Genomic DNA, 23,391 nt, shown 5'->3' on the forward strand with positions numbered 1-23,391 from the left:
ACTTCTCGGTCAGCTAAAAAAAGGTTTGACGCCGTTGAAAAAAGTGTGCCAGAATTGCTCTTTTAACGATGAATGTTTTCTATTATGAATTTTTCAAATTGTCTCTTTTCGTTTGCGATACAACTGCTTGCCAGATTTACTGAGGCGGTTGTTCCGCACCCATTCCTTGCTGTCCTCCCAAACATGTCGGGTCACCACCTTTCGGTGGTTTTGGGATTGCGTACATTGACCTAGCAAAGGACAGGTCTTGCACTGCTCTGAATTGGAAGCGTATTGCCGGTATCCCTTGCGGTCTGTCGTCCGGTATTTAATTCGTGACTCGCCGGACAAATATAGAGATTACGCTCAGCATCAAAGGTAAACTGCCAATTTGGAAACAATCCTTGCTTGGGATGAAACCTGCGGTGAGCAATGACGGCGAAAATCTTTCGGCTTTGTAATCCTCGGCAAATCGGTGTAGTTAAATAACCCGAATCTAAGGCTACGGCTTCGACCTTAAATTTAAAACGTTCTTGCTGACGGTCCAAACGCGACAAATAAGGCACGGAATCATGGACATTTCCGGGCGTGACATGCACATCGGTAATGAGATTGTATTTGGTATCCACCGTGCGGTGATCCAGATAAAAGAAGCCCTCCGGTTTGCCATCCCGAATCATATATCCGCTGTCTGGATCGGTCTTGCTCACTTTTATTTCTTTCTCCTCGTTCACTTCCTCTCTGGGTTTCAGGGCTTTTTTCCATGCTCTTTCCGGTCTTCAGCTACGGCGGTGTCGTATTAAATAATTTGGACATAAAGAAGGCTGTCGAGACTTTCTCGACAATCTGGACGTACTCTTGGAGTAGGATTTTTCTTTGTGTGATATTTTACCAAACCCATACTTTTCGATGGTTTCCACATGAATCCCTAAAATAAGAGTACAAAGGGGGAACTGTGATGCAAACCGACAACGTTTTGAGTCACCATGTAGAAGCAGCTAGACAAAAACTGCATGATCTCCAAAATAAATATGGCTTTGGTCACTCTAGTGTACTCAAACAATCCATGGTTCTGGACGAACTTATCAATCAATATCAATACACTTATTATAGACGTAAAAAAAATCCGACTGTTTAAATGTAGCAGATTGGGGTGAGTAACCTTTGGTGGTACTACTCACCTTTTATGTAGTGCATAATCTGAGTGAAGACATCACTCCTCCGATTTATTTTTGAGAAAATGTACATAAGTTACCTACTTAATACATTATGATGGAATCCTTCGTAGTGAAAAACTCCATTGGAGTATCCGTGTTAATGCCAAGTCGCCTTCTTATTTCTATAGGGATCACAATTCTCCCCAAACTGTCTAAATTTCTTACCATTAACGCGTCACTTAATGTGTTCACTCCTTCAATTTTCATGATCCTTATTTTAATAAATATAGTAATATAGGCTTTGAATGAGTGGAATTTTATAATATAAAGGATAATATGGTAATATAATGCTTTAGTATCATTTTACATTTTTTTCAGTATAAAAATACAAATGATACCTTATATATGTTAATGTTGTGTGGCAATACAAAAAATAGAAAAGGACGCGTTAGTATGTTAAAATTGAAAAACACAGCAGTAATTCTTACGGGTGTCTTAGCTCTTACGGCAGTAGCTCCACTGGCAGCTTCTGCTGCTCCTACTGCGGGAATCAAAGTATCGAAGGATGGTAGAGGTATAGTTATCCAACAAACTGGCCAAGAGGTACATGAGGTTCTTGGTGGGACAAGTCCGACGATGGACTTAACTGTTAAAAAAGGTTATGGACATGTAAAGATTAAAGTTCGGAATGAAGGAACATCAAATCTCACTTGGAGCTTGCAGGGTAACGGGAAAGAATATATCTATAAAACTGTTGGCAAAGGAGACACATTAACGTGGACTAGTCTTAGTTCATTCCCTAATGGGATGCCTTCAGGGGAATACGTAATTCAATTCAGAGCCAACGGTAACAAAGTTGAAGGCGAAGCTTGGGGTACTACTGGTCAGTACCCGGGAGACATTAACTAACCGTTGGGGGTTCTGAATTGAATAAGAAGAAAGTATGGAAGATTGTAGGGTTCTCTGTTTTGGGAATTGTTTTAATCTACATTTTCTTGGTTATTGTAGGAATTTCTCAGCTTGTTACTAACGTAACACCATAGGACTAGACTTTATGCTTTTTCGTACTTACAGTTGAATTATTGTAGGTCCTATCACAGCGGTCAAACACAAAAGACTTCCTTAATTATAGGAGGTCTTTTGTGTTTGCGGTAGAAGTAGCTAGACAACAACTGTATGATCTCCAAAATAAACATGGCTTTGGTCACGCTAGTGTACTCAAACAATCAATGGTTCTGGACGAACTTATCAATCAATATCAATACACTTATTATAGACATGAAAAAAGCCGATTGCCTAAATGCAACCGACTGGGCGAGAAACTTGTGGTGAGGTCGCTCGCCCATTTATTGTAACACCTAGTCTTACTTAGGGGGATCTAATTCAGTCGTCTTACTTTTAAGGAAAGAGACATAAGTTGGTGAAATCTTCAATAGCTGCGCGTAGGTTTTCATGGAAGCACCGGGATATTGTTTCATGAGGTCTAACAGGAGCTTAACCATTTGTGCATCAGATACATTTTGAATATCTTCTGATGTAGAAGGTAGCTGATTTTCTGGGATTGGGTACCCTTTGAGGCCATTTGCACAGTAGATACATACATAAGATTTTTTGAAGCGAATGAGTTGTTTGTTTTCCCCGCATAGGAGACATGATTCACTTTCTGATCTACGCATAACAATAGCGCTTTCAGTTATGAAAAACTCCATTTCTGTATTCTTGTTGATACCCAATCGATTTCTTATTTCCACTGGGATTACAACTCTCCCTAGGCTATCTAAATTTCTTTTCATTGCCGCGTCATTCAAAGTATACACCCCTCCAAGACATATAATCCTTATTTTCATAAAGATAGAAATATATGCCTTTGATGAGAGAAATTTTATAAACGAAAGGATAAATGTGGTAGTATGGTACCTTAGTATGATTTTACATTTTATTCAAAATAATTATACGAATGATTCCTTATCTATGTTACGGTTGTGTTTAGTAATGAAAGAAGTGGTTAGCGAAAAGGTCTTTGATAACTACTCTAAAGCTGTTGAATCTGTAAATGAACAACTTAAAAATGGGATTCTGCAAACAAAAAATGGGGAACTTGTCACAAACCCTAACTACAAAGAGATTGGTACGAATATGTACGGTAATTGGTACTGGTGGGGTTATGCGCTAACTCTCACGAACGCTGAGACGAAGCACCAAATTGAAGCGATCGAAAACACAAGGGACACCTCTGCATTTGTATTTGCAATTCTTGCCGCAATCCCCGGCTTGCAAGGAACAATCGTACCATCGGTGATACTTACTACTGGAGTTTCGGTGGTGCTAAATCGGTTGAAGGCTAACGATAACGGAAGAGGTGTAACTATTAATTTTCACCCCGGATACTTCGAAGTAACAAGTAACTAAGAACTGAGGATCATAATTTATGAATATATATTTGCTTGTCCTTTTTATTGCAATCATTGCTGGCAACATACTATTTAATATCTTTAAGAAAAGACAAGGAGAAGGTAGTAAAGCGCCTGATGTAGTAACAATTATAGGATTAGTGATCGGACTGGCGTTAGGCATCACTCCTGTCTTTCTCAGTGGCATACAAGAGTGGACTTGGCACTATACAGTCGTTGTGCTTGGTTCTGCTCTTGTTATTGGACGCATCCTGTATGGCTGGAGAAAAGGCAGAGATAATAAAACAAAAAAATAGCTATTACAACAAAAAGTGGCTAACAAAGGGCTCTGGAAGATATAGTTTAGTTATTTTCTTTCAAGGTGTTGGGACAGTATACAGTGAAAGTGTAACTGGCTCTCATTATGTAACAATAAATTAGTTTTTACTGGTGGCTTCTAACACATCTTTAAGGGCCACCAGTATTGTTTGTAGACTTTACTTCATATAATACATAGACAAATAATTTCAAGGAGGTCCTTCATGGAGCATTCTTTTTCATCAATATTGACATACAGCATACAAGCCATTGCGATTTTACTAATTATATTCAATTTTCTAAAGAAAAACGAAAAAAAAGTAGGTTGGGGATCACTTTCACTGCTTTTATCTCTTCTTGGTATGCTTGTTTCTTTTGAATTTGGCAACTACATATTGGGGGATCAGTTGCTTTCCCTTTTAGGATTGCCCGCATGGTCTAACAGTGTTAATAATACTGGGTTTCACTACACCCTTTTTCTATCCATTATTTTCTTTATTCCCAGTTTAATCATTGGATATAAAAATCCTAAAGCATTTGGAGCTGAAATGGGAAAACTGGTTTCTAGTATATATCTAACTCTGATAACAGTTACGCTTTTATTTTTAATTATAAGCTAAAAATATACAGTCCACATCGTCTCTGGTCTTTGCTTTAATGGCGGCAGTGCCTGGATTACAAGGAACGACTTTGCCAGCCGCTATCATCGAAGCCAACAACCAGGGACGAGGTGTAACCCTCAATTTACATGTCGGTTACTACGATATTACAAGTAACTAAGGAGTGATTTAATGAATGTCTATTTATTTGTTGTCCTTGTTTTAATCCTTGCTGGCAGCTTACTGTTTAACATCTTTAAGAGATCTAGAGGAAAGGACAGCAAAGCCCCAGATATAGTAACCATTATAGGACTTGTTTTTGCAGTCGCTTTGGGTATAACTCCTGTATTCCTTAGCGGACTACAGGCGTGGACATGGCATACAACAGTCCTTATTGTTGGATGTGCAGTCGTTATCGTTCGCATCCTGTATAGCTGGAGTAAAAATAGAAGTCACTCAAAAAATGGCTGAGGGATAGTTGACTTTGCTCTATAATCGTACTTACTGTGCATTGAAGGGGGATTTTAAAATGATAGATACTGTGGGAATCGAGTTTTTAGAATCTAACTTGGAAAATGAATAAGAAAACTATTTTAATCATTGTCGGAGCCATTTTAGCAATCTTTATTCTCTGTTTCTTTTTAAACCTATGGGTGGTCAATAACCTACACGTGCCTCCACAATAAAACGTTGAACTATTGTAAGTCCTATAGGAGCTGATATTATGTATAATTCATTCACCTCCATATTTTTTGCCGCATTGGCTGCAATTGCCCTCATAACGCTGCCAAAATTAGAAGCTAGGGTGAGTAAGAGAACAATGTTGAAAGTGAGAATTTCCATAATAACAACAGTCCTGCTGATCGGAGTCGTGTTGTATATCATTGACCCTCAGTGGTGGATCATTGTAGCCTTTGCAATTTTGTTTGTAACCCTTCCTATTTTTTTATTGAAACGTTGGCGCGAAAAAAGCTGAATCAGAAAAAAAGCCTTCCTTGTTGATAGGAAGGCTTTCCATTTTATCCCTTAATTGCTCCCTCCGCGATGCCCTCCATAATGAATTTTTGGAAGAACGAATAGATCAGGATAACCGGGATGGAAGTTAGCACAAGTGCGGCCAGAATGAGCGACCAGTCCTTGTTATACTCCCCGAACAGCATGTTTGTCGAAAGAATCAGGGTGTAGTGGTTCACATCCGTCAGCATCAACAATGGAAGTAAAAAGTCGTTCCAAATCCACAGGAAATCCAAAATCGCAATCGTGACAGTGATCGGCAGCAGCAAAGGAAATATAATCCGGAAGAACGTTTGGAACTCATTACAGCCATCCATCTGTGCCGATTCCTCCAGCTCACGCGGGATGGATTTAACGAATCCGTGATACAAAAAGATCGCCATATTCACACCCAAACCGATATAGATCAGTGCCAAACCATACGTACTGCCTTGGACAGACAAATCCTTTGCCATCCGTGTAAGCGGTATCATAATGGAGTGGAACGGTACCAGCATGGATGCGACAAACAGGAAGAAGATCGCACTGCTCATTTTTCCCCGTGTACGAGAGAGCTTGTAGCCCGCCAGCGCCGAACAGATCACGATACCGCCTATTCCAATAAAAGAAATGATCGTGGAATTGAGGGCGCTGTTCAGCAAATGAGTCTGGTGAAAAGCCTGACTGTAATTTTCAAAATGAAGCTTCGTCGGCAGCGACGTAAAGGATGCGAACATCTCACCCTGCGTTTTAAAGGAATTAATCACCGCCATGTAGATCGGGAAGAAGGACACCACAGCGCCCACGCAAAGGATCAGGGTAATCAGCAAGGAGTTGGCTTTTTTCAGACTCATGCCTCCACCTCCCTCTTCTTCATCACACGTAACTGGATCAGCGTGAAGATCAGCACGATGGCGAACAAAATAACGGATTTGGCGCTTGCATAACCATAACGGAAGTTGTTGGAAAACGCCTCCTCATAAATGTTCATCGTAATTACCTGCGTACTGCGCCCCGGTCCTCCGCCAGTCAGTCCATAGACGACCTCGTAGACCTTGAAGGCCCCGTTCAGCGTCAGGAAGAAACAGATGGTAATCGCATGGGTAATCATCGGCAGCGTCACACTTCTTAACGTCTGGAACGCGTTCGCCCCGTCAATAATAGCGGCCTCCTTCAAGCTTTGCGGTACACCTTGAAGCGCAGCCAGATAAATGATCATCATATAGCCGACACCATTCCAGAGCGATACAATAATGATGGAAAAGAAAGATACCTTCGGATCGCCCAGCCACGATTGGCCCAAAAAGGCGATAGCTGTCTTTTCGGCAATCTGCGGCAGCACGGAGGAAAACACGAACGTCCACATAAATGCGCTAATAATGGTACTGATCATATTGGGCATAAAAAATATCGTCCGAAAAAATCCTTTGGTACGTGTACGTGATTCAATCAGCACCGCCAGAGCTAACGCCAGCACATTTTGCAGTACAATCATGACCAGTACATATTTGAGCGTGAACCAGAGGGAATTGAGAAAATCCGGGTCTTCCTTCAGCGCCTCGACAAAGTTTCCCAAGCCGATAAAGCTGTAATTCGGATTCAATCCGTTCCAGTCTGTAAAGCTGTAGTACATGCCGCTGATCGTCGGAATAAGCAGGAAGATGGCGTAAAAGATCAGCGCCGGGGCGGTAAACGCCAGCAGCATCACGTATTTTTTATAGATTTTAAAGGGCATGGAGTCCCCCCCCTCCTGATGTAATTCTATAGGTTTCCGTTACTTGTTTACTTTGTTATACGATTTCCATGCCTTATCCAGCGCCTTAATCACGTCATCCTGCGAGAGCTGGCCTGCATAATAGGATTGCAGCGATTTGCCTGCCTCATCCTTGACCGCTTGCGGGATGGACGGATCTTGATACGACTTGCCTGCTTTCACATACTCGGTAGCATCATTGACCCAAGGATAGCTTTTGAACGTATGCACTTTAGAGATTGGGTTGAATTTCAATGATTCATAGAACGCGCTGGAATCCTTGTCGTCCAACACATAGTTTACAAAATCGAGTGCAACCTCCTTGTTCTTGCTTGTAGAGGATACAGCCAGCGAAGTCGAAGTGGACAGATTGATCAATGTCGCATTCGGATCATCATTGATTGGCAGTGGGGCTACTCCAAAATCCATCTTCGGATCAGATTTTAAAATCGTTTCCGCAAACCATGGCCCTTGAATCCACATCGCTGCTTTCCCCGCAGCAAAGGCCGCCGATCCGTCATCCCCGCCAATTTCCAGCGCCTTGTCTGTACCGTTGCTGTTCACCAGATCAATAATATCGAACATACTCTTCATTTCGGAAAAAGAGCCTTTGTCCTGATTCATCCGTTCGATAAAATCCTTGTTCTGTGTGTTCATCATCGCACCCGCTGTCAGCGGCACGAATAACTGTGGAATCCAGGATTCCTTGTAGGACAACAGGAACGGCTTCACATTATTCGCTTTGAGCTTCTCGACCACAGCCTTCATTTCGGTCAGCGTTCCCGGTGGCTTCAAGTCCAGGTCCTTAAATATCTTTTTATTGTACAAGTAGCCCCATGAAATCGTTTCCAAAGGAACAGCCACAACCTTGCCGTCTTTCGTCGTCACCGAAGGCTTCACGCTATCCATTAATTTGCTGACAAATGGCTGCCCGGACAAGTCCTCCAAATAGCCCGCTTTATAAAACGGAGGAATTTCATTCACTGCATGCAGAGCGAACACATCCGGCGCATCGTTGGATGCAAGTCTTGTCTTCAAAATTTGTGCGGCATTGTCGGAAGGCGGCATCTCCAATTGGACCGTAACGTCGATATTTTTATCTTTCTTTTCCTTCGCTACGAATGCGTTAATATATTTATCGTAATGCTCCTTCAAACGGGGCTGTGCGATAAACATTTTGAGATTAACCGTTTTACCGTCTCCACCGGAACCGCTGCTGTCACTACCTGAAGAATTCGCTCCACACCCGGCCAACAACGTGCCAACCAGCATTGTGCTCAATACACCTTTCCATAATTTCATGCAAAATGACCTCCCCTATTTTGAAAATAACTGTGACCCACTGGAAATCCGTTGTTACTCAAAGCAGCTATGCTGCCGTCTTTACCTCTGATGACGCTTAAAGCTCCATAGAGGCTAAATTCCTTTGTACTACTTGTTTTGTATACGCTTTCATTATAGGGTGGGAGGTCACTTCTGCCATTGGACACCATTAGCCTGTTGGGTTGGATTTTTTTAAACTACGGCTGTTATCATCTCCACATCATTGCTCCTTTCTCATTTCACCGGGCGCCATGCCAAAGTGCTTTTTAAACACCCGATAGAAATACGATACGTCCTCATATCCCGCCATCTCCGCCACCGCTCTAATCGAAATCTGTTTATCTGCCAGCCACTCGCGCGCTTTTTCCATTCTCCGCTGCACGATATAGTCCGTTACATTTTGACCATACTCCTGCTTGAATACCTTGCTCATATACTCCTTGCTGACAAAAAAGTTTTTCGCCAGTTGCTCCAGTGTAATCGGCTCGGCAAAGTGGCTGTCCATATAGCACCGCACCTCCTCCAGATTCAGCTTGTTCTTATACTTCCGCTGCCGAATGAGCTGCTCCAGCTCCTGCACATAACATGCTGACACGAACTCCAGCGCACGATCCGCAGAGGATAGCGTGTCCTGCGAAAGCGGAAATCCAGCCTTGGCAGTGGGCGTATCCAGCCCGTTGGACGCTGCCAGCTCTTTAAGCTGGGAAAGAAGCTCCTGCACCAGCCTGCCCAGCATATGTGGACCGGGTTCCCCGTAGCTCTCCAGCTCCTGCAAGACCTGCTTACATGTCATTTGTACGCCTTCCCGGTTCAGCTCATTAAAATAAAGCCGCAGCAGTTGCTTATACCGGGACAGCTTGTGGAAGAACTCATAGTCCAGCTCTGCCACTTCCTGCTGCTGTTCCGCTGCCTTGGCCTCCAGATCATCTTTGCATTTAAGCAGCACCGCATTCAGCTCGACGGGATTGACGGGCTTCAGCAAGTAATCGACGGCCTTGTACCGAATGGCATGTTTGGCATATGCGAAGTCGTCATAGCCGCTCACGACAATGATTTTCATATCGGGAAAATGGTTATTCAGCGCTTGCAGCAGCTCCACTCCGTCCGCACCCGGCATACGCATGTCGGTAATCACAATCTGCGGGGATAATTCCCCGGCCAGCCTGAACGCCTCATCCCCGTCCTCAGCCTCGCCAACCACCGACATTCCAAGCCTTTCCCATGCGCCAAATGTCTTTAGAATATCCCGGTTCCACGGCTCATCGTCGACAATTAATACCCGGATCATCCATTTCCCTCCCCTGCTGATGTGAATGGAATGCGGATGGTGACACGTGTACCGATTCCTGGCTCACTGTCTATCGTCACCCCGTAATTCACTCCAAAATTCATCCGTATCCGTGAAGCCACATTGCTTAATCCGATATGGCTACCCTGCGCCCAGATCGGCTCCTCCGATGCATGTTCCAGCCGTGCCCGTACTTCTTCCAGTCTGTCGGGTGCCATGCCGCTACCATTATCGCAGACTGTAATGCATAGGTCTTCTTTCATAATCTCCACCCGGATTCCCACCCGCCATGCTCCCGCCTTACGATCCAGACCGTGCTGAAACGCATTTTCCAGCAACGGCTGAAGCGACAGCTTGGGCAGACGAACATCCAGCGCCTGTTCATCGGTCTCCACCTGAAACACCAGTCGTTGCGGAAACCGCCGCTGTTGGATGCGCATATAGTGGCCTACATGGTCAATTTCCGCGCGTAAAGAGGCCATATCCTGCGGCTCCCGTACCACATAGCGGAACATCTCACTCAGCGACCGAATCACCTCATACGTGTCCTCCGGCTTTTGGGAAAATACCATGCTTCCGATCATTTGCAGCGTATTTTGCAGAAAATGGGGGTGAATCTGCGCCTGGAGCGCTTTTAGCTCAGCCGTCTTTTTTTGCAAATTCATACTGTATTCCGTCTGGATATGCTCGCGGATTCGTCCTGCCATACCATGCAGACTTCTTTCCAGCAACCCAATCTCATCCGGGCGTATACTGGGTTCTCCAGCAGGTCCCTTGATCATATCCAGTTCCTGCACCGAACGCGCCAAATGAACAATCGGACGTGCAGTACGCCAGGCAATAAAAACAGCAATGCAGATCGAAACCAATATGGAGATCCCGCCTATAATAATACCGTACAGCATGGTCGAAAAAGCGCTGTGGTTAATGGAGGAAGTAGGTACGATTTTGACCAGCCGCAGCCCTACCACATCCAAATCATTATAAAATACATAATTACCGGCTGTCTTGATCATTCCCGGACCCGGCCGAACATCACGCAGTGCTGTTAGTACCTCCGCAGGAGGCGACTGGTGGACCTGCGACGGATACATCACCTTTCCATCTGAACCTGTAATAAAAACCTGATGCTGGTCTCCCCGCCCCAGCAACCCCAGCGTCTGATCGAATTGGGACCACAGCACATCCAGCGAAATAGCTCCCGTCTGCTTCTGATCTTCAAAACGCCGAATACTGCGCGTCAGTGTAAATCGTTCCGGGGCAGCGTGGCTTGTGCGAATCGAATAATCCTTATTCGCTTTCCACATCTCGGCATACTGAGGGGGTATACCGTTCACCGTCGTAATGTCATTTTGCATACCATTGAAGGTAAACAGCGTTTGCGGCTGCTTTAAATAGAGCTGGATGCCGATCACATGGCTCCCGGCCGAATAATATACATTCGCCAGCGTATTGAGCATTTTTCGCTGTGCATTAAATTGGCTGGAAAGATTGCCCGGCTCACGCTCATTCAAATAATCACTCAGATCGGGGCTGATCTGAATGCTGTAAATCAGATGGTTCAGACGATCTAACTGGTCACTAACATAGATTCCCGTCCATTTCATATTGGACATATTCGTCTCCACCACTTCGGTTTCCATCGACGCTCTGCTTTTTTCCGCAGCCAGCGCCGTGACGGCAATAACCGGCAGCACAGAAAGGACGATCATTGTCAAAATCAGCTTGAGTTGAATGCTGCGTCGATACGGGGCTGTCAGTGCCCGAAACCAGCGGACTACTCGGGTTGGCATAGCAATGCTCTCCTCTGTTCAGCCATATGCGAAAACGCCCCGCTATACGCAGGGGCGCTCATTTTCCGGGTATTCCCGGCAGGACACATATATGATTTCATTCATATGTCAATTTCAGCTCATTACTCATCATTTACGCTTCTTCGATAATTATAACACTCCAAGGCTCTAATTGAAGCGTTTGTCCTTGAGTAACTGTCTGCTCCCCGATCAGCTCCTTGCCGTCTCCATGCGGATACATAACTGAGCCTGCTTGTTCGGAATAGTTAAAATAATACCGAACCGTCCGTTCCAGCTCATTCGTACCGGATTTAACAATGATCGGATACGACGCTTCTTGATCCGCTCCCCACACTCCCGCCTGCTTCGCGACAGAACGGAACAGCTCACGAATGACCGCCGGGCTTACGACACAGCCGATGTAGGTCGCCGTTCCCTGACCATAGCGGTTTTGCGTAATTGCAGCATATTTGCCCCAATGCGGATGGTCGTAATAGGCCAACACCTCGGCAGTTGTCGGTGTAATCAGCTCCATCCACGTATCCACCTGATTCTCCTCTGCTGCCACTTCAAAAGGATTATCCTTGAGCGTTACATTCTTCGGCTCCACGAACAGGCTGTAATGAATGCCGCAAGCTTCGCTAATCACGCCCGGCTGCCGGGAAGTTCTCACCTGCACATGCTCATCGGTAAACCCGCTTCTGAACGTGTAAACCACATGACCGCCGTTTTCCACATATCGATTCAGCTTTTCCAGTAACGCATTCGGTGCAGAGTAGAGAACGGGTACGATCAAGAGATCATAGTCGTCAAATGACTCTGTACCCGGATGAACGATATCCGTACCGATATTCAGCTTATACAGCTCGTCATACAAGCGACGTACAATGTCATTGTAATTCAGCGGACTATTCATATTGAACTTGAACCAGTCAATCGACGTTAACGCTTCGTTACTGACGAGGATCGCTGTCTTGTTTTTCTTTTTCAGGTTTACCAGATGAGGGGATAATCTTGCAAAATCCTTCCCAATCGTCTGTGCTTCCTCATAGACAGGATTGGGTTCAAAATCATGACTCAGCAGTCCCTTCCAGTAGGTTTCGAAGGAATTATGGATGGAATGCCAATGCCAGTAGGCCACCATATTGGCCCCGGAAGCCAGATGACTGAACGCTTGCAGTCGCAATTGTCCCGGATAAGGAACCCAATGGGTAAAAGCCTGCGCTTCCGTTTCCAGCACCAGATAATTATTATTCTTCGTGGAGCGCGCCACATCACCACCGAAGGAAATTTCAATCCCGGTCAAATCATCCTGTGTTGGATGGTAAATATCCACTCCCGTCACATCGAATGCTTGGGATGCCGCAAAATGATCCACATCCCGCTGAATGCCGAAGGAATGGCCTCTCCACTCAAAATCAAAGTTTTGCGTAACAAACTGATCTTCCCGCTTGTATTCATTCACGAGCGCGACCTGCCAGGCGAGGAAATCCGTGACCAGCTTGCGCTGGAATTGGGAAAATGCTGCGCCCAAGCTTCCATTAATCGTCCCAACCACGGAAGGGAAATCCTCCCAGCTATTGATCCGATTGCTCCAGTAATCAAGTCCGAATTTGCGGTTCAGCTCTTCCAGTGATTCAAACTGCTCACGCAAATGCTTAACGAATCGCAATTGTACATTCGGCCCGCTTGTGTTGTAATGCTTCGTTTCGTTATCCGTCTGAAAACCGATTACCGCCGGATGCTGACTCACCCGCCCAATCAGCTTGCGTATAATTCGCTCGGCATGGAACAGGTACACCGGGTTCGTAATGTCCATAATCTGACGGGCCCCGTATTTCCCCGGTCCCTGAGGAGTTGTCGCCAATACGTCAGGATGCTCCTTGACCAGCCATGTCGGTACGGCATAGGTGGGCGTGCCTACAATGACCTCAATGCCCGCCTTATGCATTGCATCCAGCACCCGATCCACGGAGGTGAAATCAAACACTCCGTTTTGCGGTTCATGCGTACTCCAGGTGGATTCGGCAATTCGAACCACGTTGATGCCCGCATCCTTCATCATTTGAATATCTTGGTCCAGACGGTCATAAGGCATATATTCATCATAATAAGCAACACCATACAGCAGCTTTTTCATCAAGTCGTCCTCCAATATGTTTGTAGTAGAGTGTCATGTGCTATGCGCATTATTTTTAAATGCCGTGGCTTTTATGCGGTTTTGACAGAGATTGAACGGCTATGGGTAATTGCCAGCCATGCGAACCTGTCCGCTCTGCGGTACATTCGGGATATAGCCTGCAAAAGCCAGCGCATACCATATGCGGGTTGATGTTGTTTACATAGCTCTTCCTGATTCCGAAATGGAACCGTTTTCAATCAATCCTTATATAAGCACTCTCTTTTATATAAAAGCTTATATTATAGGATTTGTAAACGCTCTTTTATTATAGTTACATGTTAGGTACAATGAGATTGTCTAAGCCGTGTAAAATTTGCCCTAATCGAAGGTGATCTTATGATATTGAATCCTGAAGTTGATCCAGCTCTATTCGAAAATTGCCATTGGCTTCCTATCATTGACTGGAATGTAAAGTTTTTCGGCGCTCATATTCACCGGGTAAGAGCAAACTGGTGTATGCCGGAAGAGTCACATATCGGTTTTGAAATTGTACTGATTTTGGAGGGTCGTCAGGAGACGATCATGGAAAATAACGTGTATTCGGTTGGTGTCGGCGATATTCTGATCATCCCACCGGGATTCAAGCATGTGAGTCAATGTGCTTCCCCAGACGGGATGTATTATTTCAGCACCCATTTTAATATAGATGATCCGTTGTTCCGTCAGGAGATGATTAAGAGCAATCAGCTTTTTTTTCCAGCCGGTACTGAAACGAACATGAAGCTGCAAAAAGTCGTGCACAGCTGGATTGGCATGATGCAGGAGAACGGAGAATATACGACAGCGGATCGTTTTCGCATGCAAATAGCCTTGTTTGAGCTGTTCGGAATATTCTCGCAAATGATATCTACCGGGATGGAGCCTACGCTTTCGCCCTCATCCGTTCAGTATGCCAAAGCCATTATGGAGGCCATTCAATCCAGATTCAAGCCTTATCGGGATGATGAATCTGCCGAGCCGACGTTCCGTATTGAGGATGTGGCAGCCTCCCTCGGGATCAGTCCCGGATACGCACAGGAGGTATTCCGCAAGGTATACGGCTATTCGCCGCGTCACTACCTGTCTGAGACGAAGCTGCACGAGGCGAAAGTGCTGATCCAGCAACCCAATCTGCCGCTGAACAAGGTGGCCTCCCTGCTCGGATACTCCAGCTTGGCCCATTTCAGCAGACAGTTCAAGCGCTGGACCGGCACCAGTCCGCTCAAATACCGCCAAACGCTGAATCCGGTTACTGAGCAGGATTAACCTAATTACAGTTGGAGTACAAAAGTTTTCTTAAAAGATTTACAGAATAAAATGTTCTAAAAAAATGTCGTAAGCTCTTAATTGTTCAAGAGCTTACGACATTTTTTGTACAGAGAAAACTACTGAATGGGGAATGGCATAAATATGTGTTTCTCACCTGAGCGATTATTAGTCATTAATAAAACTAAACTGCGTATTTGCGAAACAAAAAATAAAGTAGTGAAATATTTTGAAGAAATTGATCAAATCAACCCTTATTTTGGGTTTAATGCTGAATCTATCAGCGTTGACTGCACAGGCTGCCTCAGATCAGAATGAATTAGAAGGGAATTTCAAACCCCCAGTCGAAAGTAATGTAGGAGATCAGTTGTATATGGATGGTGTTCCATATTATTCTTCTGAGGACATTAAAAAATTTGATAAAGAGCAAAAAGAAGATACCCAAACTCTAAACAGATAAAATAATCCGATTACATAACCCTCCTCGATATGAGGAGGGTTTACCAATTACAAAAAGAGGTGACTACATATTGAGACTACGTTTTATTCTAATCATCATGTTGCTGCTGACTAATTCTATTTTTTTATTTGGATGTACAAAGACTAGCCAAGAAAAAGCTATAGATAAATCAGATGAAACTAGAAACACTCAATTGGAATATATACGACAAGTACATGTACGTCAGAATAGTTATTTTATTTTCAATTCTCATGATGATAGTCCTCAAAAAATTAAGATTAGTTTCCCCTATAGAGTAGAAGGTTTAAACATTAAAAAGGCATCTTTATTATTAAATAATGAAGTTGTATTAGATAATGTCAAAATAACTCTGATCAATGAAAAGGAATTGACTGTAAATATCAATTTTCTTCCTGAATTTAATGCCATTGAGGCCCTTCTTGAAGATGGGAAAATTGTACGATTAAATCCTGGTCAATACTATTTCGAAAAATTCAAGGAGGAAGATTTAAATGATTTTGAGAAGCAAATTCTTGAAGTTAAGAATTTTCATTTGAAATTCAAAAACGGACACTTGCTGGCAGATATCATACTTCCTCAAGATAACAACTCCAAAATAGAATATCTGCTTCCGTCTCGCATTAGAAAGTATGCGTCTGATTTAAAGTTCTCTCATCATAAAACAAATGATAACTCCGTTCAGTATACGTTGGAAGCCAATATATCCCACGATATTCTTCTGGAAAACAATGTGGATTCAATCACTTTTGATATTGGAATCATTCAAAATTACAAAAATAACAGGTGGTTCCTAATTAAAGGAAAGGTACCCGTAGCAGCTTCTGATTTTAAATAATAGAAATGTAAGATACTGCTTATTCAATATAATTGCAAAAAGGCGCGGGTTAAAAATAGCAGAATACCGCGCCTTTTTACATCACAGCCTTACATCCCCTATATGCTGATGCACCACATACATCATCCCCATCAAGAACAAGGCCAGTCCCAAATAACCAATCCCGAATTTCCAGCGTGATGACGTGGGTACCTCGTAATATTTATCATTTTCAAACGGAAGGTAGTCAATCTCACACAGCAGTTTAAGCTGATACGCATCCGGTGTCGGGATATGCTCCACACCATTCAGCCTTACATCCTGGACAAGACACTGCTGTGGCAGCAAAAGCGTCTGCTCCACATCCAGACTTTCCATATACACCGTCACATATTGCTGTCCTTCCAGATCCGAGTAGGTATTAAAGGATAGTCTACGGGTATGCTCCGGTCCGGGTAGCGGGTATCCTTGCTCATACAGATGCTGTACGTTAACCAGCGGCTTTTGCAATGAAGATAGGACCTTGACCTCTCCTTTATTGCGTTTAACATATTTTTTATACAAATCGTAGGCGAAGAGCGCCCATATCAGGAAAAATAGAAGAGATTTTAAATACACAATGACGACGATTCCACCCACCAAGCCGACTAGCCACAACCACCGCGTTACTGCCGTGGAAATTCGTCCACCGTCGAGCGGGTGAATTGGCAGCAGATTGAGCAGATTCAGGAAAAAACCGACATACGCCAGTGCATACAATAGCGGACTGTCCGTTGCATAGGCTCCCGCATATACCGCCATAGCCCCAACCGTTCCCAGTAACGGGCCGCCCATCGCCACATACGCCTCTGTTTGCGCATCCAAGGGATACCGTTTCATCGTAATCAGCGCACCCAGAAAAGGGATAAACAACGGTGCCGATACCGGAAGCCCTTTCCGCTTGGCAGCCCATACATGCCCCAGTTCATGCACGAACAGTAGCAGCACAAAACCGACCGCAAATCCCCACGGATACAGCAGCGCATAGAAGCCAATCGTCGTCGCCATAGATATCAGCGCCCCGCCGAATTTACCGAATTTCAATAGAGCCAACAACGACTTCCCTTTCAAAAGAAGCAGCGCCGCCGCACTGCCTAGATACCATTTGGATGAGCCGGATTTGGAATTAGCCTTTTTATCTTCTTTTTGCAACAGCATCCGCCCCCTTTCTCTACACCTCCATTGTATCCTGCTCTGCACAGCTTGTAAAAACTTCCTTGCTTTAATTAGTGTACAGCATCCGTTCGCTTCATTAATTCAACGTACTGAATTAACTCTGCCTTTTGCTGCTCCAAGATACGAATTCTGTTCGCTAACCCGGCAAAAAAAGCTTCGATCTGGTCCCTGATCACATTAGCCGAATGCCCTCTCCATTCATGCAGACGACCATACAACACGCGCGCCGCTTGTTCATCTGTGCGAAGCTGAGCGAGCAGCCATGTCAGCTCTTTTTCCGCAAGTAATAACTCTTCCAGTTCCACCCGTATTTGTCCGTTCAAATTACTGTCCGCCTCCTATGTATCCTACTGACCATAAAATATATAATCATTATCAGTACCTTGTTAAGAGCCGCTGTCAGCTTGGATGAATTGCTCTATCTTGTGCTGAAGGTAATACAGAAATTCATTCGTATGTTGCAAATACCATTGGCTGAATTCTGTCATGGAGGAATCAAGCTGCGTTACAATCGGTTGTAATCGGCGGCTTTGACTGGTATGCATATAGCGGGAAAGTCTTACCCTCACACGCTGAAAATCCGCATCGCATTGTTGCGCGTTTGACTTCCATTTTTCGGCTACAGCAAGTAAATGCTCCGGCATGACCTGAATCGTACCCGCAGAAGCAGATGTAGCTGCCGTTACCAGAGCTGCCTTTTGAAATTGAGTTAGGGTCTGCCCCAATTGATGCAGCCAGCCGTCCACCGTATCCATCAGGTTGAAGTCAGATGGAATACGCGGAGATTCCGTGATTCGTTCGCCTGTTACGGGATCGTACAGCGGATTAGAGATATAACCGTTCTCAAAATCATAATGTTCGAGTTTGTGATAGGCAGGTCCGCTTAAAGTGTTGTCAATTTTCTCTTTAACACCCACTCCGTTATTCGCTGTTTCATAATTAGAATCCACATAGTACGTTGATCCAACGTGAAGATCGTACCCTCCAAAGGCACCACTGGCAATAATATCACCTGGATGCAAAAAGTTCGTAATTTGATGGTCAAAGTCGCCATTTTCGGCTTTATGCCGATATTCCGTTGTTAGACTGGAAATGACAGAAGGAGCGCTAAACGTAACGGCGGTCAAGCCCGTATAAGCAGATACATACTGGGCATTTCCTCCCCCCAGCGAATGTCCTGTTAACGAGAAATTATAGTCTTTGTACTTCTTTTGTAAATCCTTAGCATAGTCTTCGGCTTGATAGAATTGATTTGAGCTACCAAACAAAGCCTTATCTACGCTCTTTTCTTTTTCACTAATCCAGTTATTCAGTGCCGTAAATCCTAAAGTATCATCCATTTCTTTCATCTTCTCGTTGTAGGCATCCGAATGAATATCTAAACTATTGTTAATTTTCCGATTGATTTCAGGAAGAGCTAGGGTGGCATCATTATACAAATCCTGTGGATCATCCGTTTCTGTCCCACGATAAGCAATGACAGCCTGTTTCGTTTCTTCGTTGTAAAATGTAGTGGCCGCTAATCCTGAGTCTTCACGATTAACGGAGTCCATTACCCTCCAGCCGGGAAGTTCTTCCACCTCTTTGCCAGGTTCCCGATCTTTATATGCTATTTCTGACATTATCTTATAAGTTTTATCATTTACACGAGTTGAAATATCCATTTGAAATAACCCTCTCTTTGCTTATTAAAAGATAAGGTTATTCACTCCCTCTAAGCTTTTTGTCTGGTAAAACTTTCTTTAACTCTGGACTAATCAAAAAATTGGAAGTTTTTTGTGTATTGTAATCTACAGAGATATCAAATGTCTGTTCTTTGTGCCCCTTTACATTACCCTCGAAATCAATTTTATCAGCTACATAAGTTGGCATTTTTTTTGCGTAAGTGATTTCTACATCAATACCATAAGTTTCTTTCAAATATTGAACCGCCGTAGCCTTAGCTTTACTAATCAGTTCAGCATCTTCGTCCTTATTCACTTTTTGGCATCCTCCCAGTATTAAAATAAGGGTTATCAACACCATCATTCCTTTTACATATCGGTGACTGATTATCAGCACCCCTTTTCATAAGCATCATATCTTATATCCACAAAATCCCTTTTATAATTGTACCTTTTCTCTACGGAAACAAACAATACGCCTTTAGACATAAGATATCATTAAGTCTTCGGTATCAAAATATTCCAAATAGCGCCCATTTCTAGTTGGTTAGTTTCATTTAACTAATTAAACAATCCATATATTTCAATAACTATCCGCATGTGTCCACGATCACGCCTGTTCTGTTATCATAAAAGAAAACGGAATGACTCAGGAGAGGATTGCAAACCATGAGCTTTGAACTAACCCGGCGGGTCATTAGACAGCTATGCAGTCAAGCCGCTTATGACGACGGGGACGCCTATTATCGGGCCAAAAGAGTGGCCTTCACGCAAATAGATCATGATGATGGTGTGTATGAGGCTACAATCAAAGGAAGTCGCTTCTATGCCGTCGCCGCTATGATCCGCCCTAACGGCAGTATCCGCGCGGAATGCACCTGTAGCACATTTCAGACCACCGGACGGTATTGTAAGCATATTGCCGCTGTTCTTATTAACGTCCATGAAATGCTGAGCGGAAAAAGCCTGTCTGTGCGTTCTTATGCTTCCAAACTCCATTCGGACATGACCTCGGACTCAGTAGAAGGAACCGAAGCAGACGGAATCTATACTGCTACCGATGCTCAGTATGATCACGCCCGGACCGCACGATTCTCTGGCATCACGCAGAGTGACCTCCAGCTGACCGACAGTATGTTAAAGTTGTTCAGCAGCAAGAAGCCACTTCGCAGCACCCCTACCCTGCTGGATACCCGCGCTGTTCTGGATTTTCAGTTTGTGATCCGTCCTTTTGCCTACGGTTACCAGAAGTACATGTTTGGTATAGAGATGAAAGTCGGGCCCAAACGATTGTATATCGTCCAGAAAATCCGTCCATTTCTCGACAGCATTGATCGTGGCGACAGCTACATGTTTACGAGAAACTTTTCATACGAGCCTCAGTTGTACCGATTTCGACTCGAACATGACGCCATTCTTCAGCAGTTGGTTCAAGTTCGCCGTAATGAGCGGATGATCCGGGAAACCTCGGGTACGTATTCGTCCTCTGGCAGCCACATGAGTGGAGAACGGATGCTGCTCATTGCACCTGCGGCCTGGGAAAAGCTGCTCCCCTTGCTGGCAGCAGCACAGGGCGTCCAGTTTGAAATTCACGGAAACACAACCGAGGGTATTCCTCAGTCGGACAACATGCTGCCGCTGCAATTCGAATTCGATAAAGCCGAGGCTGACACCGAGGGTTACCAGCTAAGCATTCAAGGGCTGGATGATCTAACCATTATGGAGGGCTACGGCATCGTCATTGCCGATGGCAAGCTCGTAAAGCAAAAGAATGATCCGCTGCAACGTCTGTCCGAGCTAAAACGGATGGTCGAAGTCCATCACAAGCGGAAGATTCAGATTGCAGCGGAACAGATGGAGTCCTTTATGGACAAGGTTGTTCCCGGGCTGATGAAACTTGGACGTGTCCATATGACCCGTTCCGTATCTGAGCGGGTTACACAGCAGCCATTGAAGGCGAAGCTATATCTGGATCGGGTAAGAGACAAGCTGCTGGCTGGACTGGAGTTCCAATACGGGGAGATCATCGTGAACCCACTGGAAACCGACGAACGGAAGCCTGACAATGACCGTATTCTGATACGGGACGGGGAGCAGGAACAGCAGATTTTGGATCTGATGGAGCATAGCTCCTTCGCCAAAACAGACAGTGGATATTTTATGGAAGATGAGGATGCGGAATATGATTTTCTGTATCATACGGTGCCACAGCTGGAAAAGCTGGTAGAGGTGTATGCCACAGGTGCTGTTAAATCGAAAATAAACAATACTCTGCCTACCCCGAAGGTACGAGTAGAGCTGGACGAACGCACCGATTGGCTTGAATTTAAATTTGATATCGAAGGCATTCCGGAATCCGAAATCCGCCTGCTGCTAAAATCATTAGAGGAAAAGCGAAGATATCACCGCTTGCCGAATGGTGCTTTGCTGCCGCTGGAAACAGAGGAATACAAGGAACTGATCCGGTTCATGAACGAAACGGGAATTCGCAAAAGCGACCTGGATGCCGCACAAATTCGCATACCCGTTACGCAAGGACTGTATTTAATAGATCCCCATGATCAAGGGAAGAATCTGACGCTGGGCAAAACGTTTCGCCAACTGCTGGAGAATATACGCAATCCAGATCATCTCGACTTTCCAGTACCCGACACACTCGCACCGATCCTCAGAGATTATCAGGTTTACGGCTTTCAATGGCTCAAGACGCTGGCGCATTACCGTTTCGGGGGCATTTTGGCAGATGATATGGGACTGGGCAAAACGCTGCAAACTATCACCTTCCTCGTCTCCGTGCTGCCGGAAATCCGTAAGCAGCAGCTTCCAGCCATCATCGTGTCTCCTGCGTCACTGGTGTACAACTGGCGGAATGAGCTGGAGAAGTTTGCACCCCATATCCGCGTTGCCATTGCAGACGGTAACGCGGATGAGCGTAGTCGAATCATTAGGGACGCAGCACGGTATGATGTCATTATCACCTCCTATCCTCTGCTGCGTCGGGATACGGACTTGTACGGCAAGCTATCGTTCCACACGCTGATTTTGGACGAGGCGCAGGCATTCAAGAACCATGCCACCCAAACGGCACAGAGTGTGAAGGATGTGAAAGCCCGTTACCGTTTTGCCCTTACCGGAACACCAGTGGAAAATACACTGGAGGAGCTGTGGTCCATCTTCGATGTTGTATTTCCCGAGCTATTTCCCGGTGGAAAAAGAGCATTTCACAACCTCACCCGGGATGTGATCGCCAAGCGGGTACGTCCATTTCTGCTGCGCCGCCTCAAGAGCGACGTCCTGAAGGAGCTGCCGGAAAAAATCGAATCCGTTCAGGTGTCACGGCTCCTGCCGGATCAGAAGAAGCTGTATACGGCCTATCTGGCCAAGCTCCAGCATGAGACATTAAAGCATCTGAATGAGGAAGGCTTCCAGAAAAACAGGATCAAGATCCTTGCGGGTCTGACCCGGCTTCGCCAGCTCTGTTGTCATCCGGGCTTGTTCATTGAGGGCTACACCGGAAGCTCAGCCAAGTTTGAGCAGCTGCTTGAGATCGTTACGGAATGCCTTAGTTCGGGCAAGCGGATGCTCATCTTTTCACAATTCACGACGATGCTTCAAATGATCGGACGTGAGCTTGCTCAGGAAGGAGTGCCCTACTTTTATCTGGACGGGCAGACTCCCGCTTCGGAACGTGTGGAGCTGTGCAGCCGTTTTAATGAAGGAGAACGCGATCTGTTCCTGATTTCTCTGAAAGCAGGAGGAACCGGCCTGAACCTCACCGGGGCAGATACCGTCATTTTGTATGATCTGTGGTGGAATCCCGCTGTAGAGGAACAGGCTGCCAATCGCGCCCACCGGATGGGCCAGAAAAAAGTCGTGCAGGTGATTCGTCTCGTCACGCAAGGTACGGTAGAGGACAAAATGTATGAATTACAGCAAAAAAAGAAAAATCTCATCGACCAGATCATCCAACCGGGACAAGAAACCCTTTCGGCACTGACCGAGCTGGAGATTCGTGAACTGTTAATGATCTAGAAATGACTGGGATGTTTTTCAATGTTCAAACCATAACCAGAGCCCGTAAAATGGTACATTCCACGGACCTTGCATAGTTGAGTATAGTGGATTAATTTGAATGATGCTGTACATTAACAACGTGGGTTTGTAAATCCAATATTCCGATGAATCACCACATTAAGG

General features: G+C 44.9%; 23 protein-coding genes and 1 pseudogene. 11 read left to right on the top strand and 13 right to left on the bottom strand.

Annotated features, from left to right (window positions below):
* Positions 1–96: 96 nt before the first annotated feature.
* A pseudogene (locus QD47_RS06245) lies at positions 97–769 on the bottom strand (transposase); the annotation flags it as partial.
* Between the two features lie 168 nt (positions 770–937).
* On the opposite strand from QD47_RS06245, the gene QD47_RS06250 reads away from it, so the two are divergent.
* On the top strand, positions 938–1,117 hold the full coding sequence (locus QD47_RS06250) for an aspartyl-phosphate phosphatase Spo0E family protein (protein ID WP_044645310.1): 180 nt from the start codon (positions 938–940) through the stop codon (positions 1,115–1,117).
* A gap of 121 nt (positions 1,118–1,238) precedes the next feature.
* Here QD47_RS06250 and QD47_RS33895 read toward each other — a convergent pair whose 3' ends face one another.
* A complete protein-coding gene (locus QD47_RS33895; protein WP_327204663.1) occupies positions 1,239–1,403 on the bottom strand; it encodes an AbrB/MazE/SpoVT family DNA-binding domain-containing protein in 165 nt (54 codons plus the stop codon).
* Positions 1,404–1,589: 186 nt separating this feature from the next.
* Here QD47_RS33895 and QD47_RS06255 point away from each other — a divergent pair, with 186 nt between their 5' ends.
* Together QD47_RS06255 and QD47_RS06260 are read left to right on the top strand one after the other, a co-directional pair.
* Positions 1,590–2,045, top strand: coding sequence for a hypothetical protein (locus tag QD47_RS06255; RefSeq protein ID WP_044645311.1), 456 nt, complete (start codon positions 1,590–1,592; stop codon positions 2,043–2,045).
* A 233-nt stretch (positions 2,046–2,278) separates the two neighbouring features.
* Positions 2,279–2,491, top strand: coding sequence for an aspartyl-phosphate phosphatase Spo0E family protein (locus QD47_RS06260; RefSeq protein WP_044645312.1), 213 nt, complete (start codon positions 2,279–2,281; stop codon positions 2,489–2,491).
* Positions 2,492–2,500: 9 nt separating this feature from the next.
* On the opposite strand, the gene QD47_RS06265 is transcribed toward QD47_RS06260, so the two are convergent.
* Positions 2,501–2,944 carry an AbrB/MazE/SpoVT family DNA-binding domain-containing protein gene (locus tag QD47_RS06265; protein WP_044645313.1) on the bottom strand — a complete coding sequence of 148 codons (444 nt, stop codon included), beginning with the start codon at positions 2,942–2,944 and terminating at the stop codon, positions 2,501–2,503.
* A gap of 184 nt (positions 2,945–3,128) precedes the next feature.
* Between QD47_RS06265 and QD47_RS06270 the strand changes: the two genes are divergently transcribed.
* The 4 genes from QD47_RS06270 to QD47_RS06290 all read left to right on the top strand — a co-directional run bounded on the left by QD47_RS06270 (position 3,129) and on the right by QD47_RS06290 (position 5,419).
* A complete protein-coding gene (locus QD47_RS06270; protein WP_044645314.1) occupies positions 3,129–3,545 on the top strand; it encodes a hypothetical protein in 417 nt (138 codons plus the stop codon).
* A 19-nt stretch (positions 3,546–3,564) separates the two neighbouring features.
* Positions 3,565–3,843, top strand: a complete 279-nt coding sequence (locus QD47_RS06275; RefSeq protein ID WP_044645315.1) for a hypothetical protein — start codon at positions 3,565–3,567, stop codon at positions 3,841–3,843.
* 225 nt (positions 3,844–4,068) lie between these two features.
* On the top strand, positions 4,069–4,464 hold the full coding sequence (locus QD47_RS06280) for a hypothetical protein (protein WP_044645316.1): 396 nt from the start codon (positions 4,069–4,071) through the stop codon (positions 4,462–4,464).
* A 703-nt stretch (positions 4,465–5,167) separates the two neighbouring features.
* Entirely contained in the window at positions 5,168–5,419 is a 252-nt protein-coding gene (locus QD47_RS06290; protein WP_044645318.1) for a hypothetical protein, read from the top strand.
* A gap of 43 nt (positions 5,420–5,462) precedes the next feature.
* Here the strand turns inward: QD47_RS06290 and QD47_RS06295 are convergent, their stop codons facing one another.
* The 6 genes from QD47_RS06295 to QD47_RS06320 form a co-directional block, all read right to left on the bottom strand.
* Positions 5,463–6,290 (bottom strand): carbohydrate ABC transporter permease, encoded by an 828-nt coding sequence (locus QD47_RS06295; RefSeq protein WP_044645319.1) that lies wholly within the window; start codon positions 6,288–6,290, stop codon positions 5,463–5,465.
* Positions 6,287–7,171 carry a carbohydrate ABC transporter permease gene (locus QD47_RS06300; RefSeq protein WP_044645320.1) on the bottom strand — a complete coding sequence of 295 codons (885 nt, stop codon included), beginning with the start codon at positions 7,169–7,171 and terminating at the stop codon, positions 6,287–6,289. Before QD47_RS06300 ends, QD47_RS06295 begins: the two co-directional genes overlap by 4 nt.
* A 39-nt stretch (positions 7,172–7,210) precedes the next feature.
* A complete protein-coding gene (locus QD47_RS06305) occupies positions 7,211–8,491 on the bottom strand; it encodes an ABC transporter substrate-binding protein (RefSeq protein WP_044645321.1) in 1,281 nt (426 codons plus the stop codon).
* A 241-nt stretch (positions 8,492–8,732) separates the two neighbouring features.
* Positions 8,733–9,800, bottom strand: a complete 1,068-nt coding sequence (locus tag QD47_RS06310; RefSeq protein ID WP_044645322.1) for a response regulator transcription factor — start codon at positions 9,798–9,800, stop codon at positions 8,733–8,735.
* Positions 9,797–11,593: a sensor histidine kinase gene (locus QD47_RS06315; RefSeq protein ID WP_044645323.1), complete on the bottom strand. Its 1,797-nt coding sequence runs from the start codon at positions 11,591–11,593 to the stop codon at positions 9,797–9,799. Before QD47_RS06315 ends, QD47_RS06310 begins: the two co-directional genes overlap by 4 nt.
* A 133-nt stretch (positions 11,594–11,726) precedes the next feature.
* A complete protein-coding gene (locus QD47_RS06320; protein WP_044645324.1) occupies positions 11,727–13,733 on the bottom strand; it encodes a beta-galactosidase in 2,007 nt (668 codons plus the stop codon).
* A 378-nt stretch (positions 13,734–14,111) separates the two neighbouring features.
* Here QD47_RS06320 and QD47_RS06325 point away from each other — a divergent pair, with 378 nt between their 5' ends.
* From QD47_RS06325 to QD47_RS06335, 3 genes are all read left to right on the top strand, one after another.
* Positions 14,112–15,020 carry an AraC family transcriptional regulator gene (locus QD47_RS06325; protein ID WP_044645325.1) on the top strand — a complete coding sequence of 303 codons (909 nt, stop codon included), beginning with the start codon at positions 14,112–14,114 and terminating at the stop codon, positions 15,018–15,020.
* 229 nt (positions 15,021–15,249) lie between these two features.
* Positions 15,250–15,480: a hypothetical protein gene (locus QD47_RS06330; protein ID WP_044645326.1), complete on the top strand. Its 231-nt coding sequence runs from the start codon at positions 15,250–15,252 to the stop codon at positions 15,478–15,480.
* 70 nt (positions 15,481–15,550) lie between these two features.
* Positions 15,551–16,336 carry a hypothetical protein gene (locus QD47_RS06335; protein WP_044645327.1) on the top strand — a complete coding sequence of 262 codons (786 nt, stop codon included), beginning with the start codon at positions 15,551–15,553 and terminating at the stop codon, positions 16,334–16,336.
* Positions 16,337–16,417: 81 nt separating this feature from the next.
* Here QD47_RS06335 and QD47_RS06340 read toward each other — a convergent pair whose 3' ends face one another.
* From QD47_RS06340 to QD47_RS06355, 4 genes are all read right to left on the bottom strand, one after another.
* Complete coding sequence (locus QD47_RS06340; RefSeq protein WP_044645395.1) at positions 16,418–17,506, bottom strand: site-2 protease family protein; 1,089 nt, start codon at positions 17,504–17,506, stop codon at positions 16,418–16,420.
* A 74-nt stretch (positions 17,507–17,580) separates the two neighbouring features.
* Positions 17,581–17,853 carry a hypothetical protein gene (locus tag QD47_RS06345; protein ID WP_025684366.1) on the bottom strand — a complete coding sequence of 91 codons (273 nt, stop codon included), beginning with the start codon at positions 17,851–17,853 and terminating at the stop codon, positions 17,581–17,583.
* Positions 17,854–17,916: 63 nt separating this feature from the next.
* On the bottom strand, positions 17,917–19,194 hold the full coding sequence (locus QD47_RS06350) for a lipase family protein (protein ID WP_044645328.1): 1,278 nt from the start codon (positions 19,192–19,194) through the stop codon (positions 17,917–17,919).
* 37 nt (positions 19,195–19,231) lie between these two features.
* Positions 19,232–19,510, bottom strand: a complete 279-nt coding sequence (locus QD47_RS06355; protein WP_044645329.1) for a hypothetical protein — start codon at positions 19,508–19,510, stop codon at positions 19,232–19,234.
* Positions 19,511–19,863: 353 nt separating this feature from the next.
* On the opposite strand from QD47_RS06355, the gene QD47_RS06360 reads away from it, so the two are divergent.
* Positions 19,864–23,226, top strand: a complete 3,363-nt coding sequence (locus QD47_RS06360) for a DEAD/DEAH box helicase (RefSeq protein ID WP_044645330.1) — start codon at positions 19,864–19,866, stop codon at positions 23,224–23,226.
* The last annotated feature ends 165 nt before the right edge of the window (positions 23,227–23,391 follow it).

The organism is Paenibacillus terrae (assembly GCF_000943545.1).
Taxonomy (GTDB): Bacteria; Bacillota; Bacilli; order Paenibacillales; family Paenibacillaceae; genus Paenibacillus; species Paenibacillus terrae_A.